We start from the raw sequence: 1296 nt of genomic DNA on the forward strand, positions 1-1296 counted from the left end.
AAAAGCTTTTGAGTGAATAGCTGTGAGGTGTGTTTTTGACTGTTGTTCTGACGTGTTCTCTTCCTATCTGTAACGACCTGGCCGCCGTCGACCGCCTGACCGACCGGGGCGTCCGCGTCGTCAAGGGCCGCGGCCGCATCACCGCGCGCGGCGAGGTCACCGTGGACGGCGAGACCTTCCGCGCGTCCCGCGGGATCCTGCTGAACACCGGCACCAGCCCGACCGCGCCGCCGGTCGAGGGCCTCGCCGACCTGCCGTACTGGACCAACCGCGACGTCGTCCGCGCCACCACGGCCCCGGAGTCGCTGCTGGTGCTCGGCGGCGGCGTCGTCGGCGTCGAGCTCGCGCAGATCTTCTCCAGGTTCGGCACCCGCGTCACGATCGTGGAGGTCGCCGACCGGCTGCTCGCCCAGGACGAGCCCGAGTCGTCGGAGCTGATCGAGGACGTCTTCGACGACCAGGGCATCACCGTCCGGACGGGCGCGAAGGTGTCGGCGGCGTCCTACGACGGCACGTCGTTCACGCTGTCGCTGCCGGACGGCGACCTGACCGCCGAGCGCCTGCTGGTCGCCGCGGGCCGCCGCCCGAACATCCGCGAGCTCGGCCTTGAGCACTACGACGTGGACGAGACCGCCCGCGCCCTCCCGGTGGACGACCGGATGCGCGTCGCCGACGGCCTCTGGGCGATCGGCGACATCACCGGCAAGGGCGCGTTCACGCACATGTCGATGTACCAGGCCGCGATCGCCGTCCGGTCCATCACCGGTGAGGACGGCCCAGCCGCGTCGTACCACGCCGTCCCGCGCGTCACCTTCACCGATCCGGAGATCGGCGCGGTCGGCCTCACCGAGGCGCAGGCCCGCGACCAGGGCCTCAACGTCCGGGTGGGGCACACGAAGATCGCCGAGTCGACCCGCGGCTGGATCCACGGCGCGCCCGGCAACGAGGGCTACATCAAGCTGATCGAGGACGCCGACAAGGGCGTCCTGGTGGGGGCGACCGCCGCCGGTCCGTACGGCGGCGAGGTCCTCGGCGCGCTGGTCACGGCCGTGCACGCCCGCGTCCCCACCGAGACGCTGCGGACGATGATCTACGCCTACCCGACCTTCCACCGCGCCATCGAGGCCGCGCTCGCCGACCTCGGCTGAGCTCTGCGGTACGGCACCCGCCGCACGGCACGCGCCGCACGGCCCCCGCCGCGCTCGCCGGCCTCAGCCGGTCCGCAGCAGGGCGGACGCCGCGCTCACCAGCGCGGCGTTGCCCGAGGCGGCCGTGCCGTCCGGGAGCAGGAGCGTG

1 protein-coding gene is annotated in these 1296 nt (G+C 72.5%); it reads left to right on the top strand.

Translation table 11 applies throughout. The features are described from left to right. The first annotated feature begins 35 nt into the window (after nt 1–35). Entirely contained in the window at nt 36–1148 is a 1113-nt protein-coding gene (locus tag AB0J52_RS41095; protein WP_500188670.1) for a dihydrolipoyl dehydrogenase family protein, read from the top strand. Nucleotides 1149–1296 lie beyond the last annotated feature (148 nt).

Origin of the sequence: Spirillospora sp. NPDC049652 (assembly GCF_040675125.1) — a bacterium.
Classification (GTDB): Bacteria; Actinomycetota; Actinomycetes; order Streptosporangiales; family Streptosporangiaceae; genus Spirillospora.